General features: G+C 60.4%; 12 protein-coding genes. 8 read left to right on the top strand and 4 right to left on the bottom strand.

Annotated elements, in window-relative coordinates; all coding sequences use genetic code 11:
- Positions 1-16: 16 nt before the first annotated feature.
- The gene (locus tag HMPREF2875_RS01745) at positions 17-1,759 is read left to right on the top strand and encodes a DUF2339 domain-containing protein (protein ID WP_070669788.1); all 1,743 of its coding nucleotides are present in this window, start codon (positions 17-19) and stop codon (positions 1,757-1,759) included.
- A gap of 27 nt (positions 1,760-1,786) precedes the next feature.
- Here HMPREF2875_RS01745 and HMPREF2875_RS01740 read toward each other — a convergent pair whose 3' ends face one another.
- The 3 genes from HMPREF2875_RS01740 to paaZ all read right to left on the bottom strand — a co-directional run bounded on the left by HMPREF2875_RS01740 (position 1,787) and on the right by paaZ (position 6,991).
- Positions 1,787-3,091: a hypothetical protein gene (locus HMPREF2875_RS01740; protein WP_070669787.1), complete on the bottom strand. Its 1,305-nt coding sequence runs from the start codon at positions 3,089-3,091 to the stop codon at positions 1,787-1,789.
- A 60-nt stretch (positions 3,092-3,151) separates the two neighbouring features.
- On the bottom strand, positions 3,152-4,852 hold the full coding sequence (locus tag HMPREF2875_RS01735) for an FAD-binding dehydrogenase (RefSeq protein WP_070669786.1): 1,701 nt from the start codon (positions 4,850-4,852) through the stop codon (positions 3,152-3,154).
- A gap of 78 nt (positions 4,853-4,930) precedes the next feature.
- The gene (gene paaZ / locus HMPREF2875_RS01730; RefSeq protein WP_070669785.1) at positions 4,931-6,991 is read right to left on the bottom strand and encodes a phenylacetic acid degradation bifunctional protein PaaZ; all 2,061 of its coding nucleotides are present in this window, start codon (positions 6,989-6,991) and stop codon (positions 4,931-4,933) included.
- Positions 6,992-7,093: 102 nt separating this feature from the next.
- Between paaZ and HMPREF2875_RS01725 the strand changes: the two genes are divergently transcribed.
- From HMPREF2875_RS01725 to HMPREF2875_RS01695, 7 genes are all read left to right on the top strand, one after another.
- Positions 7,094-7,492, top strand: coding sequence for a PaaI family thioesterase (locus HMPREF2875_RS01725; protein ID WP_083311815.1), 399 nt, complete (start codon positions 7,094-7,096; stop codon positions 7,490-7,492).
- Positions 7,493-7,777: 285 nt separating this feature from the next.
- Positions 7,778-7,873: a K(+)-transporting ATPase subunit F gene (gene kdpF / locus HMPREF2875_RS01720; protein WP_070669783.1), complete on the top strand. Its 96-nt coding sequence runs from the start codon at positions 7,778-7,780 to the stop codon at positions 7,871-7,873.
- On the top strand, positions 7,873-9,585 hold the full coding sequence (gene kdpA, locus HMPREF2875_RS01715; RefSeq protein WP_370552174.1) for a potassium-transporting ATPase subunit KdpA: 1,713 nt from the start codon (positions 7,873-7,875) through the stop codon (positions 9,583-9,585). Before kdpF ends, kdpA begins: the two co-directional genes overlap by 1 nt.
- The gene (gene kdpB, locus HMPREF2875_RS01710) at positions 9,582-11,651 is read left to right on the top strand and encodes a potassium-transporting ATPase subunit KdpB (RefSeq protein ID WP_070669781.1); all 2,070 of its coding nucleotides are present in this window, start codon (positions 9,582-9,584) and stop codon (positions 11,649-11,651) included. Before kdpA ends, kdpB begins: the two co-directional genes overlap by 4 nt.
- A 29-nt stretch (positions 11,652-11,680) precedes the next feature.
- Positions 11,681-12,232, top strand: a complete 552-nt coding sequence (locus tag HMPREF2875_RS01705; RefSeq protein ID WP_070669780.1) for a potassium-transporting ATPase subunit C — start codon at positions 11,681-11,683, stop codon at positions 12,230-12,232.
- A 23-nt stretch (positions 12,233-12,255) separates the two neighbouring features.
- The gene (locus HMPREF2875_RS01700) at positions 12,256-14,853 is read left to right on the top strand and encodes an ATP-binding protein (RefSeq protein WP_070669779.1); all 2,598 of its coding nucleotides are present in this window, start codon (positions 12,256-12,258) and stop codon (positions 14,851-14,853) included.
- Positions 14,850-15,587, top strand: a complete 738-nt coding sequence (locus HMPREF2875_RS01695; protein WP_070669778.1) for a response regulator — start codon at positions 14,850-14,852, stop codon at positions 15,585-15,587. The genes HMPREF2875_RS01700 and HMPREF2875_RS01695 overlap by 4 nt, the downstream gene beginning before the upstream one ends.
- Here the strand turns inward: HMPREF2875_RS01695 and HMPREF2875_RS01690 are convergent.
- Positions 15,575-16,426, bottom strand: coding sequence for a 3-hydroxyacyl-CoA dehydrogenase family protein (locus HMPREF2875_RS01690; protein ID WP_070669777.1), 852 nt, complete (start codon positions 16,424-16,426; stop codon positions 15,575-15,577). The two genes, HMPREF2875_RS01695 and HMPREF2875_RS01690, sit on opposite strands and share 13 nt — an antisense overlap.
- Between the last annotated feature and the right edge of the window lie 3 nt (positions 16,427-16,429).

The raw sequence follows: 16,429 nt of genomic DNA, 5'->3' as shown, positions 1-16,429 counted from the left end.
ACCGCAAGGACAACCTGTGCCGCAATTCCCGCCGCAGCATGGACCCAACGGTGCCCCGGCCCCGCACGGTGGTTCGCAGCGACCGCCGGCGCAGCCCTGGGTGCCTAAGAAGCCGCGTAACCCAGAAGACCAAGAAAAGACACTCATCGGTGTTGTGGCTATTGCTGGAACGGTCATCACCCTGATTGGTGTCGCCTTCCTCGTGGGCATGGCCATTCAGGCAGGGCTGCTTGGTCCGCTTGGACGAGTGATCCTTGCCTATGTGGTCTCCCTAGCGCTGGCCGGCGCAGCATGGAAGTTCCGTGGCAAGGCGCCAGAAGCAGGAACCACTGCTCTGCTGGCGACATCGCTGTACTCAGCGCTCGTTACTTCTTTGCTTGTGGTGACCTGGCTGGGATGGTGGCCAGCGTGGCTAGGCGCGGTAATTATGACCATGCTTTTTGCCGCGTACATGGCCTCCGTCCACTACAAGCCCGAAGGCTTCCATAGGCTAACCATCATGTGGTTTGCCATCGGTATGGCCGTGGTAGCCAGCATTCTGATTGCCAATACCGGTGTTGGTGCTTTGCCCGTGCTGCTCATGCCGCTGATGGTGTTGGGCTACTCAGCGTGGCGCAGGAACGATACTTTGCGTGGTACCGGCGCTATTGCACTCCTGCTGGTCGTAGCCAACCTGATCATGGGCAAGTCATCCGATATGCATATCGTGGCCAACGCGGTGTTGGGTGTATCCGCTGTACTACTCGTAGGCCTTGCAGTCCACTTCCCCACTAGCCGTAGGGCTTTCGGTGATTACACAGCTGGCTTGCTTGTGCCAGCACTGTTGTTGGGGCTCTGCCTTGTGCGAGTGAACTATGAGATTCCTGCGTGGATTCTGGTTGCCGCTTTTGCCGCCATCGCTGCGGTAGCGTGGGGCCAACTACAAGGACGCATTGCGCTTGGAGTGTTCCCTGTTGCCTTTGCGCTCGCGTATAAAGCCACCCAGCTCGCCAACTTTTCCGATAGTGAACATGGGGCAAACGGTGGCATGTCCGATGTGCGCTTGTGGGTTGCGGTTGCCCTCACGGCAGTGTTCTACATCGCGCTGGTGCTTCTGCTGCCCTACTTAAAGCATGGTGCTCTGCAAGCAGCGTGGGTAGTAGGCGTGGTGATCTTTGTCAATCCCCTATTCTTCTCGAGCATTGCCGTTCCGCAGGCGTTCCGTGAAGAACCGACAATGTTTGCTTCCGCAGTGCTGCTGGGTCTGGCATTGATTGCAACGTGGTTGCGCAGGTCCCAGATCCATGGGCTCGCTAACAATCGCGTGTACGCTGCGTGCGCGACAGTCTTTGCGCTGGGCCTCAGCATGGTTGCAGTGGTTGGAACAATTACCGGTCTTGGCGGACTCATTACCGGTGACGCCTGGGGTTCCTCGCCGTGGTTTGCCAGCCACGTGGTGGTGTCCGTTGCCTGGATGCTCATCGCCGCGCGCTTGCTCATCAAGCACCACGAAGGATTCACTGGCCTGGGAATTCTCCTTGCCATCGTGGCAACGCTGAAGCTGACCTTCTTCGACCTGGCTGCCTTGTCCGGTATTTTCCGGGCCCTGGCGTTCTTGCTCAGCGGTCTTGTCTTGCTGGTGATTGCGGTGCGGCGCGTGCGCTCAACTCCTGCGAAGCCACAGGAAGAACCCGCTGCGCCACAAGGCCACAGTTACAGCCAAGGCCGCAACCCAGGCCAGAGCCAGAATCAGGGCCCTGGCGCGGGGCCGCAGGCCTAGCCACGCGCTACACAGCGCGAGGTGGCGCTAGTCGAGTTCTTGGTTGAGGTCGTCACGCAGAGACGCGAGTACAGCGGCCACAAAACCTTCGTGACCTGGCTTGATAGTGGCCAGGTGGGTGTCATGGGTAAGAATGCCCAGCGCAAAGAACAGGTCACGCGAGATGATGAGGATAGGGTCCCAGTCCAGTTGCGTCGGTATGTCGCCGCGCAGCAGATGCACGAGGTCTAAGCCCAGCTGCGGAGCACCACTCGGAGGAGAGTAGGAATAGGGAATGGCTCCAAGAATGAGCTGCGTTGCAAAGTCCGGATCGCGGGCAGCCCTTTCGCCAAGCTCAGTGACTCGGATGGTCGAGGTGGTGCACGTAACCCAATCTAGGCCGAGGAAGAACTCCCGCAGATTCAACAGCGTCTGGTGGTAGTCCTCACGCTTGACGGTTTCATGGGCGTTAGGCTTCGGCAGCCAGTCCTTCAAGCGCTGAACTGCAGCTTGTTTGAGGAATCCAGCGCCGGTGAGGCGGGGAAAGTCGCGGATGACATCCAAGTATTCGCGTACACGCTGACCAATCATCTGGACGGTGTCCTCAGACAGCTCCGGAAGCGCAAAATCCGGGCTCAGCTCTGGGTAGGCCTCATAAACTTCCTCGCGCCATTGCTCGAGGAGCTCAGTGGGGAAGCCCAAGCCATCAACGTCATCTGAGAAGTCATCCCACGGGTGAGCGCTGAACGGATCAAAGGGGAGCTCGGAGCTGAGTGAGGATTGGGTTCCTCCTTCAAGGTTGGCGGCTTCCGTGCCCATCGTCGCCAAGCGCTGCGCGATTGCCGGGTGATAGCACGTTGTCAGCCGCTGATTGATCTGGTCAAGGGTGTAATTGGGAAAGAGCCTGAAGATGCGCTCCATGTCCTGTGGCGGGACGCCCATGTAAGCCATGGAGGCTTGAACGTCGAGCATGACGCTGAACATCGCCTGCGGGGAGCCCAACTCAGTGACTAGGTCGGGGCCTTCGCCGGAGATAAGCGCAGGCAGCCCCATGACCACCCGGGAGGTATCTGCGATGCTGATGGTGATGCACCAATCGCCCTCAGAGGGGTGGTAGTGGACGTCATCACCGAAGGACGTGTAGAAGTCCGAGTCGATGATGGGGAAGATATCGATGGGCTCCTCGTCCTCCCGCACCATGAGCTGGCCGGGGCTCGACGGTTCGAGGCCGAGAGCTGCGTGCACGATGATGATCATCTCGCCCACGGTGAGTTCAGCGGGCGTGGCGACGAAGCGAGTGACCGTGAAGTAAGGATTCTCCACGACGATGCGGACGTTTCTAGCGAGGTTCATGGTCTCTACGGTAGGACAGTATGGGCGATGGCGCTGGGTGAACTCTTGGTTGGCTCTTAGTTAACTCTGCGCTAGGGCTTCGCCTACACGCTTGCCGGAATGGATGCAGCCGCCGAGGAAGGTTCCTTCCAGTGCGTTCTTTCCGTGCATGCCACCGCCGCCAAAGCCGGAGGCCTCGCCGCAGGCATACAAACCGGGAAGCACCGAGCCGTCGGCGTTGAGGCATTGGCCATCCAGGTTGGTTTCCAGCCCGCCCAGAGTCTTGCGGGTGAGAAACGTCAGGCGGACCGCAATGAGTGGGCCCTTGGATTCATCGAGGATGCGGTGAGGGGGAGCGACACGAATGAGCTTGTCGCCTAAGAAGCCACGCGCAACGCGGATGTAGTTGACTTGGGCATCCTTGCTAAAAGGATTATCAAGCTGCGAGTCGCGGTCTTCCAGGACTTTTCTCAAGTGGGCCTCCTCAATAGTGGGGGAACCCTCCGGAGCGAGTCGGTTCATGCCGGCGACGAGATCGGCGAGGTTATCCTCAACGACCCAGTCGATGCCGTTATCCATGAAAGCCTTAACCGCCACGTGCGTACCCGGGCCCAACTTGCCGGCGAGCTTCTTGAACTCCTTATCCGTCAGATCTGGGTTCTGCTCCGAGCCGGAGAAGATGAACTCCTTGTCCACAATGGCCTTGTTGAGCACGAACCAGGAATAGCCGTGGCCGGTCCGGCCGATGTGGGCGAGTGCGGCCAGGTTATCGGTGCCGGGGAAGAGGTTGGTGGGCAGGCGATTACCTTCGGCGTCGAGCCACAGCGCCGACGGACCTGGGATGATGCGAATACCGTGGCCAGGCCAGATGGGATCCCAGTTGGTCATGCCCTCGGTATAAGCCCACATACGGTCGGTATTGACCACGGAGGCGCCAGCGTTCTGGGCGATGTCGATACCGCGGCCGTCGACATGCGCCGGCACACCCGTGACTAGCTCTTTCGGGCACTTACCCCACCGCTCGGTGGGCCACATCTGGCGTACCTTCTCCAGGTTGCCGCCGATGCCGCCGGTGGCAATCACCACGGCGGAGCCGCGCAGTTCAAAGTGCTTGACGACGTCCCTCGGGCTGGCCTCGCCACGTACCTGATTGGTGGGGGAGAGGACGCTGCCGCGCACGCCCACCACACGCGGACTGCCTGTCTCGTCGTTCTCGACGACGAGCTCATCGACGCGATGACGGAAATGGAATTCCACCTGGCCTTTTTCTTCTGCCTCAAGGAGTGGTTCGCGGAAGACGCGCACCACCTCCGGGCCCGTGCCCCAGGTGAGGTGGAAGCGCGGCACGGAGTTACCGTGACCGGACGCGTCACCAGAGCCGCGCTCTGCCCATCCGATGGTGGGCAGGACGTTGAGGCCTAGGCCTTTGAGATAGGAGCGCTTTTCATTGGCGGCGAAGCGCACGTATTCGCGTCCCCATTTCTCACCCCAATAGTCGTGACGGTCCTCCTCGGTCACTGGGTCATAATCGGCTGAGTTGGCCCAGTCCCGCCACGCCAACTCTTCGGAGTCCTTGACCCGCATCATGGATTGTTCGGGAGAATTGACATAGAACAGCCCGCCCAGCGACCAAAAGGCCTGCCCGCCGAGGTTGTTGCGATTTTCTTGTTCAAGGAAGATGACGTGCTTGCCGCCTTTAATGGCCTCGTAGCCGGCGACCATGCCGGCGAGGCCGGTGCCCACGATGATGACGGAGTTAGCGACCTGGGTAGTTTCTTTCATGACAGTAATGATAAAAGAAACTTATCCCGAGTGTGTGACTTATCTCGCAAATGATTAGCGTGAGGTCGAGGTCGAGTCCTAGGCGTAGGTCGTGTTGACTTTCTCCACGAGGGTCAGGACGTCGTAGGTCGCCACAATCTCATCCTCCTGGTTGTAGAGCACGGCATCCCAGCAGACTTCACCGTAATCATCGGTGACGCGCGGGGTGATGCGCTTGGCGGTCAGCTCCACGCGGATGGAATCGTTATAGGTGACCGGCGTAATGAAGCGTAGGTTCTCCAGGCCGTAGTTGGCCAGGACCGGGCCCGGTGCCGGCTCCACGAAGAGTCCAGCTGCCCAGGAGACCAGCAGGTAGCCGTGAGCCACGCGGCGCGGGAAGAAGGGATTGGCCGTTGCGGCCTCCTCGTCAGTGTGGGCGTAAAAGGTATCGCCGGTTTTCTCCGCGAACTCGAGGATTTCCTCGAGGGAGACGTGGCGCAGATCGGAGGCGAACTGGTCACCAATCTGCAGCGTGGCCAGGTCTTTACGGAAGGGGTGGGTGCCTTGGCCATTCTCCACGTCGGCGCGGGTCACGCGCTGCACAGCGGCGCCGCGGTGCCACTGGCCTGTGATTGCGGTGAGGTGGTCCGGGGTTCCCTGGATGGCGGTGCGCTGCATGTAATGGAGGATGCCGCGCACACCACCCAGTTCTTCGCCGCCACCGGCACGACCCGGGCCGCCGTGGACGAGGTGCGGAAGGGGAGAGCCGTGGCCGGTAGACGTCTTCGCATCATCGCGGTCGAGGAAATGCAGGCGGCCGTGGTGGGCGGCGATGCCGAGTGCATACTCGCGGGCGAGCTGCGGGTCGTGCGTAATGACGGAGGCGACCAGGGAACCAGAGCCCAGGGCGGCGAGCTCAACGGCCTCGGCGGGGGAGTCGTAGCCCAGGAAGGAGACGACGGGACCGAAAGCCTCGGTGTCGTGCACGGCTGGAGCGCGGTTATCGGCAAAGCGCAGGATGGTGGGGTTAAAGAAAGCTCCTTCGGCCTCCTCGCCGCCGTAGACTACCTCGCCGCCGCCTGCCTTAAGCTTTTCAACGGCCTCTGCGACGTCCGCTTTCTGATCCGCAGAGACCAGCGGGCCCATGGTGGCGGAGGCATCGCGCGGATCGCCCACGACGACCTTCTCGCTCAGGCGTGCGCTGAGGGCTTCAATGGTGGCGTCGACAAGCGCATGCGGGACGATGGCGCGGCGGATGGCCGTACACTTCTGGCCGGCCTTCGAGGTCATCTCGCCAAAGATTGCCTTGACGAAGGCCTCGAACTCCGGGGAATCCGCAGTGGCATCGGTGCCCAGGATAGCTGCGTTGAGGGAGTCGGCCTCCGCGCTGAACTGGATGCCGCCCTCGATGACGTTGCGGTGTGCACGCAGGGTGTTTGCGGTATCGGCGGAGCCGGTAAACGCCACGTGGTCGCGGTAGTCCAGGTGATCCAGTAGGTCGCGGGCGGAGCCGGAGATGAGCTGCAGGCTGCCTTCCGGCAGGATCCCGGAATCAATCATGAGGCGCACGCAAGCCGCGGTGATGTAGCCGGTCGGCGTAGCGGGCTTCACAATGGAAGGCACGCCCGCGATGAAGGCCGGGGCGAACTTCTCCAGCATGCCCCAGACGGGGAAGTTGAAGGCGTTGATCTGTACTGCTACGCCAGGAATAGAGGTGTAGATGTGGCGGCCAATGAAGGAGCCGTCCTTGGAAAAGACCTCTGCCTCACCATCCGGCATGACGGTGGAGTTGGGCATCTCGCGGCGGCCCTTTGAGGAGAAGGTGAACATGGTGGAGATACCGCCGTCGATATCGACGAAGTTATCGCGCTTGTTGGCGCCGGCCTTGTTGGCCAATTCGTAGAGCTCTTCGCGGTGATCCTGAAGGTAGATAGCCAGTTCTTTGAGCTTGAGGGCGCGCTCGTGGAAGGTGAGCTTTTGCAGCCCTTCGCGCCCGGTGTTGCGTGCGTAATCGATGGCGCCGGCGATGTCGAGGCCTTCGGCGCTAACCCTGGCGACGACGTCACCGGTGGAGGCGTCGTGCACGTCAGCAACGCGCGAGGGATTGTCCGGGGTGAGCCACTGGCCGGAGAGGTAGCTGGGGACGAGGGCTTCAGTCATAGCGAAAAGATTGGCCTTTCCATTAGTTTCCGAACGGTTGGTCAGTAAATACAGGCTAGTATAGTCTGCGTCACATTTCTAGGAGCACGTAAGGAGAATTGCATGGCCGCAGAGGTATGGAAGATTCAGTTGGGTGAGCTGGATAAGAAGATGGGTGTCGAAATCCTCGAAGAGTCGGCTCAGCGCGTGGTTGCCACCATGCCGGTTGAGGGAAATACCCAGTCTTTCGGTCTGCTCCACGGCGGAGCCATGGCGTGTCTAGCTGAGGCTGTCGGTAGCTGGGCGGCAGTGATTCACGCTTCAACTTTGGGCAAGGTCGCCGTCGGCGTGGACATCAACGCGACGCACCACGCTTCCGGGCGCTCGGGTCTGGTGACGGCGACGGCCACCGCCATCAAGCTGGGCAAGACGCTGTGCTCCCACGAGATCGTCATTACAGATGACGAGGGGAGGAGGCTGTGTACGGCGCGCATTACGAACGCGCTCGTTGACCCTAAGTAGGCGGGGGTAAAGGTGGCTGTAAATAAAGCGTAAAAATCGGGGTAGAGAGGCGTAAAGAAGCCGCAAATAACCGGTAGGTCCCAGGGAGAACGGGCCTAACGTCATTGCTCGGCAGGTGCACTATGCACCGGCGCTTGGTGCTTTGGGGCACCGGGCACACCTAGTATCGCTTTCACCCAAGGGGGTCTCTCCCACATGTTGGACATTCTGGTCATTGTGATCGTGGTCCTTGCGTTCAGCGGTCCTTCCTCCATCAACGAGTTTATGGACGGAGACGCGTAGAACATGAACACCATCACAGCAGTCTTCGGGCTCATCATTGTTGTCGCGCTCGTGGCTTATCTCATCATTTCCCTTATTGACCCGGAGCGTTTCGCATGATCGCTAGCATTGCGGCGGTGGCGCCGCAGTATCTTGCCCTCCTTGCACTTCTAGCGGCGGCGTACGTGCCGCTGGGCAATTGGATGGCCCGCACATATACCTCTGAAAAAGACTGGGCCGTGGAGCGCCTTGTGTACAGAATTTTGCGTATTGACCCTAACCGGGGCCATAACGCTAAGAACTACGCTCGCGCTCTGCTGGGCTTCAGCCTGGCTTCAGTCCTCGTCCTTTACGCAGTGCAGCGGCTCCAAGCGGTGTTGCCAAGTTTTGGAAACCCCCGCGAGGAAGCCGTGGAGCCGTGGATGGCCTTCAACACCGCGGCTTCCTTTACCTCCAACACCAACTGGCAGTCCTATTCCGGTGAAGACACTCTGACGAACGCTTCGCAGATGCTGGGCCTGACCGTGCAAAACTTCGCCTCAGCCGCAGTGGGCATGTGTGTTGCTGTCGCCTTGATCCGCGGCATCGGTCACTTGGGTTATAGCCGCGATACGTTGGCAACCGAGAATGGTCAGCACCTCATCGGCAACTTCTGGGTGGACCTCACCCGCGGCCTCGTCCGCATCCTGCTTCCCCTGTCGCTATTCATCTCCACCGTGCTCGTCCTCGGCGGAACCATGCAAACCTTTGGCTCGAACCTGGTTACGGAGTCCGGTGTAGATATTTCCCGTGCTCCCGTGGCCAGCCAGGAAGCCATTAAGCTCCTGGGCACCAACGGCGGTGGCATCTTCGGTGCCAACTCTGCGCACCCGTTTGAGAACCCGACCGGCTTTACCAACTTGGTGGAGATCTTCTCCCTGCTTGTCATCTCTTTCTGCATGATTCGCACGTATGGTGTGATGCTCAAGTCGCAGAAGCACGCGTGGACGCTGCTCAGCGTGGCTGGTGGTTTGTGGACCGTGATGGTTGTTCTGGTGACTTGGGCACAGCACACCCTTGTCGGCGGTGCGTCTCAGTTGGCAGGCGCCAACATGGAAGGTATCGAACAGCGGCTAGGCATTGATGCCTCAGCACTGTTCGCCGTGTCTACCACGGGTACCTCGACGGGTGCGGTGGATTCGATGCACGATAGCTATTCGCCACTGGGCGGTGGTCTGCTCATCCTCAACATGCTGCTGGGTGAAATCGCGCCGGGCGGTGTGGGTACTGGCCTCTATGGCCTGTTGGTTGTGGCCATCCTCGCTGTGTTCATCGGTGGCCTCCTAGTGGGCCGCACACCGGAATTTATGGGCAACAAGATTGGCCGCAAGGAAATTTCAGCGGTTAGCTTGTACATCCTCACCATGCCGGTTCTGGTCCTCGTGGGCGTCGGCGCTTCCGTGGCGCAGCGCAAACTCGTGGAAGCTTCAGCGACCAACTTCGGTGCACCGGGCACGGCTGATAATGCCCACAGTCTGTCGGAAGTTCTCTACGCCTTTACCTCGGCGGCGAATAACAACGGTTCTGCTTTTGCTGGACTGACGGTGACTGAGCCCTGGTGGCAGATCACTTTGGGCTTGGCCATGCTGTTGGGCCGCTTCCTGCCCATCGTCTTCGCCCTTTACCTAGCCGGAAGCCTGGCAGGACAGAAGCGCCAGGCCACCACCGCAGGCAGCTTACCCACCTCCGGCATTACCTTCTCGCTGTTGACTATCGGAGTAATCCTGCTGGTTGCAGCGCTCACTTTCTTCCCTGTCCTCACCCTGGGTCCCATTTCGGAGGCACTATCATGACAACCCAAACCATCACCGCTGAGCCGGATAAGACTCCTCACCGCAACGTTCCAGAGAAGAGCAGTGGCCTCGCGGCTGCGGCGCTGAAAACGCTGCCGAGCAAAATGTCCCCGCTCGCCCAAGCACGCAACCCCGTGATGTTCGTGGTGTGGGTAGGCGCGGCACTGACCACTGTGTGGTCCATCCTCAACCCCAGCTTTTACGGATGGGTCGTGACGGTATGGCTGTGGTTCACCATTGCCTTTGCCGCCTTTGCCGAGGCATATGCCGAAGGCCGTGGCAAGGCCCAAGCAGACAGTCTGCGCTCTGTGCGCGATGATGCAACTGCCAATCTCATTACTGACTCTGGCATTGAAGTGGTCCCCGCGTCCGAGCTGACCAAGGGTGCCATCGTGCGTGTAGAAGCAGGGGAGACCATCCCGGGTGACGGTGACGTCATCGAAGGTGCTGCCACCGTGGATGAATCGGCTATTACTGGTGAGTCGGCTCCTGTGGTCCGCGAAGCCGGCGGTGACCGCTGTGCCGTGACCGGCGGCACCGTGGTGCTCTCTGATTCCATCAAGGTCAAAATCACCTCCGAACCGGGCTCCACCTTCGTTGACACCATGATCGCCTTGGTGGAGGGCGCGGAACGCCGCAAGACTCCGAACGAGATTGCGCTGAGCATCCTGCTCTCCACGCTGACCATCCTCTTCCTCGTCGCCGTCACTGCGCTTGCCCCGATGGGTCTATTCACCGGCGCGGAGCTTTCGCCACTATCCCTTATCGCTCTGTTGGTCTGCCTAATCCCTACCACCATTGCCGCCCTACTTTCGGCAGTTGGTATCGCCGGTATGAACCGCCTCGTTCGTCACAACGTTCTGGCCACCTCCGGCCGTGCGGTGGAGGCGGCTGGTGACGTCGCCACGCTCCTCATGGACAAGACGGGCACCATCACTTACGGAAACCGCCAGGCCACCGGCCTGATTGTGGCTTCGGGCGTCGACGAGCGCGAGGCTGCAGCGATTGCTCGCATTTCCTCCCTAGCGGATGAAACCCCAGAAGGCCGTTCCATTGTGGCCTGGCTGACTGAAAACTACTCTCTGTCCAGCGAAGGAGATGCAGAAGCGCGGAGTGCGGAGGTCGTTCCATTCAGCGCGTCGACGAGGATGTCCGGCCTTGACCTGGCTCACCGCAAGCTGCGCAAGGGCGCTGGCGATGCCGTACGCAAGTGGGTTACTGAAGCAGGTGGCACCTGGCCGCAAGAGATCGAGGATTCCGTAACCCGAATTGCACAAGACGGTGGCACCCCGCTGCCTGTCGCTGTGGAAGAATCCGATGGCAGCCGCAAGGTGATCGCGGTGGTGCAGCTGAGTGACGTCGTCAAGCCCGGCATGGCCGAGCGTTTCGCCGAGCTGCGCCAGATGGGTATCAAAACCATCATGGTCACCGGCGACAACCCGCTGACCGCCGCGGCCATTGCTAAGGAAGCCGGTGTCGATGACTACATCGCCGAGGCCACCCCGGAAGATAAGCTCGCCCGCATCCGCGAAGAGCAGGCGCAAGGCCGCATGGTGGCCATGACCGGTGACGGCACCAACGACGCCCCGGCCCTGGCGCAGGCAGACGTCGGCGTAGCCATGAACACTGGTACCTCCGCGGCGAAGGAAGCCGCCAACATGGTGGACCTGGACTCTGATCCGACGAAGCTTATCGACGTCGTTCGCATTGGTAAGCAGCTGCTGATTACCCGTGGTGCGTTGACCACCTTCTCCTTGGCCAACGACTTGGCAAAGTACTTCGCCATCCTGCCGGCGCTCTTCTCCGCGCAGTTGCCGCACTTGGAACGCCTCAACATCATGCATCTGCATTCGCCTGAGTCCGCCATCGTGTCCGCGGTGGTCTTTAACGCGCTCATCATCGTCGCGCTCATCCCATTGGCACTCAAGGGCGTGTCGTATAAGCCAGCCTCCGCGTCCTCCCTTCTGCGCCGGAACCTCGGTATTTGGGGATTAGGCGGCGTTATTACCCCGTTCATTGGCATCTGGCTCATTGACCAGGTCGTCTCCCTCCTCCCAGGCCTCTAAAGAGAACCTGCAAAGAAAAAGGAAGAACAATGCGAGTTTATCTGCGTAACCTCATTGCCGGCTTTGTCGCCGTGCTGCTCTGCGTCGTAGCGCTTGGCATGGTCTATCCGGCGGCTGTGTGGGCCATTTCCCGCATCACACCGCAGTCCGCCGACGGCAATCTCATCTACCAAGGTGAGTGCCTCGTGGGTTCTACCCAAATCCAAGACGGGGTGAGCGAGGGCCCCTACTTCTTCCCTCGCGCCGAGGGAATGAGTAACTACGGTACGAGCAGCACGGAGCTGGAGAAGAACATCCAGGAACGCCGCGCCGCTATTGCCCAACGGGAAGGCGTAAGCGAAGACCGTGTGCCTGCCGACGCCGTCACGGGCTCCGGTTCCGGAGTGGATTCCGGCATCAGCCCCGAGTACGCCGAGCTGCAAGCTCCGCGTGTGGCTCGGGAGCAGGGCATTAGCGAGGAAGAGATGGAAAAGCTCATCGCCGAGAACACGGAGCATGCCAGCCTCGGGTTTCTAGGCGAAGACACGGTCAATGTGACAACTCTCAATATGTCGTTGCCCACGCCTACTCCCTGCTCATAAAGATCAGCTCATAAGATGAAGCAATGTTGACCGAAGCAACTGCGCCGTCCTCGCGCACCAAACGCGGCACCTTGAAGATTTTGTTGGGCGCCGCTCCCGGCGCGGGCAAAACCTGCGCCATGCTTAGTGAGGCGCACACGCTGATTAACCAAGGCCGTGACGTTGTCGTCGGCATTGTGGAAGACCACGGTCGCGCATATACGAAAGCCTTGTGCGAGGGTTTGGAGATCATTCCGCGACGCAGCGTTGACGGTCTGTCTGCCGGGGAGCTGGATACCGCCGCAGTCATCGAGCGTAAGCCTGACATCGTCCTCGTCGATGAGTTTGCCCATTCCAATCCTCGTGACGAAGAGCACGAGAAGCGGTGGGAAGACATCGAGGAGATTCTGGATGCCGGAATTGACGTTATCTCGACTCTCAATATCCAGCATCTGGAGAGTCTCAACGATGTTGTCAAGCAGATTACTGGCATTGCACCGCAGGAAACCGTGCCGGATGAGGTAGTGCGTGCTGCGAATGAAATCGAGCTGGTCGACGTCTCTCCGCAGCTTCTGCGCACCCGGCTTAGCGACGGACACGTGTACCGCGAAGCACGCATCGAACCTGCACTCAACAACTACTTCCGCGTGGGAAACCTCACCGCGTTGCGCGAGTTGGCACTGCTCTGGCTGGCAGATCAGGTTGATGAAGCACTCATTACGTATCGCTCGGATCAAAAAATCACCGATACGTGGGAAGCACGTGAGCGGGTAGTTGTGGCCATCCAAAACGTTGCCCATGCTGAGACCCTGATCCGGCGCGGGCGGCGCATCGCGACGAAATCTTCGGCGGAACTGCATGTGGTCCACGTTGTTTTTGGTGATTCCTTCACGTCGCGTTCCTCTTCGGTGGCGGGATCGGCGCAACAACTTGCCCGGCTGCAGACCCTGGCCCACGATGTGGGTGCGCGGCTGCACCAGGTTACTGGGGACTCCGTGCCGGAAGCTCTGCTCAACTTTGCGCGAAGCGTCAACGCTACCCAGCTTGTTGTCGGGGTGTCGCCGCGGCGGCGTTTCGGCGTGCACTGGCACAGCACAGTAGCAGAGACAGTACTGCGCGAATCCGGCTCGATTGACTGCCACCTTGTCAATCTTCCCCCGGAAAAGCCGCTTCCGCTCACACGGATGCTGCATCCTTTCCGGCCCTTCCCGCAGCGTGCAATCGCGTGGCTTAGTTCAGCGTTGGCTTTCGTCGGACTCACTGCGTTGTTAGTGCAGGCTGACGGCCAGGACTTGGGAACAGGTACCTGTTCTGCGTTCTACTTTGCACTCATTCTGCTTGTCAGTTTGGTGGGTGGCCTGTGGCCGGCCGTGGTGGTGGCGGTGGCTTCCGGTTTGGCGGTCAATTGGTTTTTTACCGAGCCAATCCATACCTTCGACATCGCCGATCCCGCTAACGCTATCATCGCCGTGGTCATGGTGGCTATCGCTCTGGCAGTTGGCATACTTGTGCGCCGCGCCAAGATTGAGCGGGCGAATGCAGCTGTGGCTGCGCGCGATGCTGAGCTGCTTACGGTGTTTTCCCGTGCCGCGTTGAATCGCCGAGCAGATTCCTCCCCGAAAGATGCCGTGATGCGCAAGGTGGGGGAGGCATTCAATTGTCGTCGAGCGGAGCTGCTGGATGACAACGGTGACGTCCTTGCCACCTGGCGCGCAGTTAGCCCCGAGCGCACTTCGAAACACCTTCATATTCCCGAGAAAGTGCGCCATGAACAGACAGTGGACACCGTTGTGGCGAGCGAAGATGGGACGGTTCAGCTTCGTCTTGCGGGCCCGACTCTGTCTGCCCGGGATCGTGGCCTTGTCACCGTGGTCGCGGGCTATCTGGCGGGAATTGTTCGCCGCGAAAAGCTTTCTGCTGAGGCCGCGCGCGCTGATGCGATAGCCGCTGCAGATGAGCTGCGACGAGCGCTGCTGTCGAGTGTGAGCCACGATCTGCGTACTCCGTTGGCAACGGCCAAGTTGGCGGTGTCGTCATTGCGTAATGCCGACATTGAATTCACTCCCGAGGACCAAGATATGCTTTTGGCAGAAACTGCGGCGAGCATCGAGGAACTTACCGGGTTGGTCACCAATTTGTTGGATTACTCCCGGCTTACCGCTGGAGCAATCACCGCTCGCCACGACGTCGTCGAGGTGGCAGAGGTGGCTCATCGTGCCATCGCTTCCTGCGCCTTTGGGCATTCCCCGGAGCAAATCGGGCGCATCCATCTGGACTCTAGCGTGCGTGGAGTTACGTGCTGCGCGGATGCAGCCCTCATGGAGCGTGTCTTGGCCAATCTCTTTGATAACGCCCTGCGTTATGCGCCGACTGGTCAGGTGACGATGAGTGCTCAGACCATCGCCGAACAGGTGGAACTGATTGTCGGCGATGAAGGACCGGGTATCCCGCCGGAGAAACAGAAGGAACTGTTCCAGGCGTTTCAGCGTTTGGGTGATACCAGCAACGACAACGGAGTGGGCCTTGGCCTTTCTGTTGTTCAAGGCTTTGTGGAGGCCATGGGCGGTAGCATCGAGGTGGCTGCCACCCCGGGCGCAACCTTTATGTTGCGGTTTCCCGTCGCGGGAGGAGAACAAAAATGACGTCGAAGAAAACTAGCATCGCCATCGTGGACGATGATCCGCGTCTGCTCAACACACTGAGCATTAATTTCAAGGCTCGGGGCTACGAGGTTCACCCAGCACGTACAGGTGCTGAGGGACTGCAGGTGGTGTCACAGCAGCAACCAGATGTAGTCATCTTGGACATGGGGTTGCCGGATATGGACGGAACCGTCGTGTTGGAAGGAATCCGCGGATGGTCCGCGGTACCGGTGATCATCTTGACGGCACGCTCCGATCCGCTGTTCAGCGCCGCAGCTCTCGACCGCGGCGCGGACGACTACGTCACCAAGCCCTTCTCTATGGAGGAGCTTCTGGCCCGCGTGCGCGTGGCGCTACGGCATGGTAGCCCACAGAGTCCAGTGAGGCGCACTGAGACCGCTGTGGTACGCGCCGGAGACGTTGTGATCGACGTTCCGCGCCATTCCATCACTAAAGGCGGCGAGCCGCTGCACCTGACACCCACCGAGTGGGGCGTGCTTACCACGTTGCTTCGCGCCCACGGCGGCTTGGTACGCAAAGAGGATCTGCTTTCTGAAATCTGGGGACCAGGCTTTGAGGGGCAGGGGCACTACCTGCGTATTTACACCTCCCAGTTGCGCCGCAAGCTAGAGGATGACCCAGCCAATCCCGCCTTCCTCCTCACCGAGCCCGGCTTGGGGTACCGCTTCGTGGTGCCCGAGCCGGGTGTGGGAGGGAGTGGCTACTCGGAGTAGTTGTAGAAGCCCTTGCCGGACTTGCGGCCTAGCTCCCCGCGGGCAACCATGTCCCGCATGAGCTGTGGCGGACTAAAACGCTCACCCAGCTGAGATTCGAGGTACTCCGCGATGCCAAGGCGCACGTCCAGGCCGACGATATCAGTCAGTTCTAGCGGGCCGATGGGGAACTTGTAGCCCAGCACCATGGCGTTGTCGATATCGCGCGGGGAGGCCACGCCTTCCTCCACCATGCGGATTGCCTCAAGCGCGATGGCCACGCCGAGACGGGAGGAAGCGAAGCCAGGGGCGTCCTTGACCACTACTGCGGTCTTGCCCAGGCCCTCGACCCAGCCCTTGGCGGTGTCCACGAGGGCTTCCGGCGTGGATTCGGCGACGACCACCTCCACCAGCTTCGAAGCCGGAACCGGATTGAAGAAGTGCAGGCCGATGACGTCGTTGGGGATGCTCTCTGCCAGCTGGGATACCGACAGCGAAGAGGTATTGGTGGCCACGACGGCCTGTGGGGCTGCCTCAGCGATATCCCGGAAGGCGGCCACCTTGAGATCCATCGATTCCGGAACTGCCTCAACCACAAGGTCGAAACCGGCGAAAGCGGAGGCAGTGGTGGAAAAGCTGAGACGCTCATCCCAGGATTCGAAGCTGCCTTCCGCACCACGGTCGAGGGAGCCGCGGATGGCTTTGTGCACGCGCTCGCGGGCGGCGGCCACGGCGTCATCGTTGATATCCACCACGGTCACGGACGCGCCGGCGGCTAAGAAGGCATGCGCGATGCCCGCGCCCATACGGCCGCCGCCGAGCACGCCGACCTTGGCAGGAACCTGCAGTACTGAGGACATGAG

Source organism: Corynebacterium sp. HMSC078H07 (assembly GCF_001812805.1).
Lineage (GTDB): Bacteria > Actinomycetota > Actinomycetes > Mycobacteriales > Mycobacteriaceae > Corynebacterium.
Note: the sequence above shows the minus strand (reverse complement) of the source record. Positions and strands in the feature narration are given on the sequence as shown.

Bases quoted from the DNA above. Each gene is read 5' to 3' on its own strand.
- HMPREF2875_RS01740 (WP_070669787.1), bottom strand. From the start codon at position 3,091: ATGAACCTCGCTAGAAACGTCCGCATCGTCGTGGAGAATCCTTACTTC.
- HMPREF2875_RS01735 (WP_070669786.1), bottom strand. From the start codon at position 4,852: ATGAAAGAAACTACCCAGGTCGCTAACTCCGTCATCATCGTGGGCACC.
- paaZ (WP_070669785.1), bottom strand. From the start codon at position 6,991: ATGACTGAAGCCCTCGTCCCCAGCTACCTCTCCGGCCAGTGGCTCACC.
- HMPREF2875_RS01725 (WP_083311815.1), top strand. From the start codon at position 7,094: ATGGCCGCAGAGGTATGGAAGATTCAGTTGGGTGAGCTGGATAAGAAG.
- kdpF (WP_070669783.1), top strand. From the start codon at position 7,778: ATGAACACCATCACAGCAGTCTTCGGGCTCATCATTGTTGTCGCGCTC.
- kdpB (WP_070669781.1), top strand. From the start codon at position 9,582: ATGACAACCCAAACCATCACCGCTGAGCCGGATAAGACTCCTCACCGC.
- HMPREF2875_RS01705 (WP_070669780.1), top strand. From the start codon at position 11,681: ATGCGAGTTTATCTGCGTAACCTCATTGCCGGCTTTGTCGCCGTGCTG.
- HMPREF2875_RS01700 (WP_070669779.1), top strand. From the start codon at position 12,256: ATGTTGACCGAAGCAACTGCGCCGTCCTCGCGCACCAAACGCGGCACC.
- HMPREF2875_RS01695 (WP_070669778.1), top strand. From the start codon at position 14,850: ATGACGTCGAAGAAAACTAGCATCGCCATCGTGGACGATGATCCGCGT.
- HMPREF2875_RS01690 (WP_070669777.1), bottom strand. From the start codon at position 16,426: ATGTCCTCAGTACTGCAGGTTCCTGCCAAGGTCGGCGTGCTCGGCGGC.